The 275-nt window shown below is 63.6% G+C and carries 2 pseudogenes; both read right to left on the reverse strand.

Annotated elements, in window-relative coordinates:
* Positions 1-129, reverse strand: a pseudogene (locus EOD29_RS31665) (NAD(P)-dependent oxidoreductase); the annotation flags it as partial.
* Positions 129-275: pseudogene (locus EOD29_RS31670) on the reverse strand (tRNA epoxyqueuosine(34) reductase QueG); the annotation flags it as partial. The pseudogenes EOD29_RS31670 and EOD29_RS31665, both read right to left, overlap by 1 nt.

Below are 275 nucleotides of genomic sequence, written 5' to 3' on the forward strand. Positions count from 1 at the left end.
GCCGTTTTCGCGGAGCGCATCCATCTTCTCAGGCGAGCGCGTGGTGCCGGAAACCCGCACGCCGTCGCCGGCAAAGGCCTTGGCGATTGCCGTGCCGGAATACCCGCAGCCAAATATCATCACGTGCATCAGCCCACTCCCGCTAATCGCCATTCGTTCAAAACGTCGTCGTCTCTCTCATCCGTCCTTCGTGCGGCAAAGGCCGCAAATTCGCCAGCCTCCATCAGCCGCGAAAGCGCCCAGACCGCCATGCCGCGCACCACGGGCGAGGGATC

The sequence above is a fragment of the Mesorhizobium sp. M1A.T.Ca.IN.004.03.1.1 genome (genome assembly GCF_003997555.1).
Lineage (GTDB): Bacteria > Pseudomonadota > Alphaproteobacteria > Rhizobiales > Rhizobiaceae > Mesorhizobium.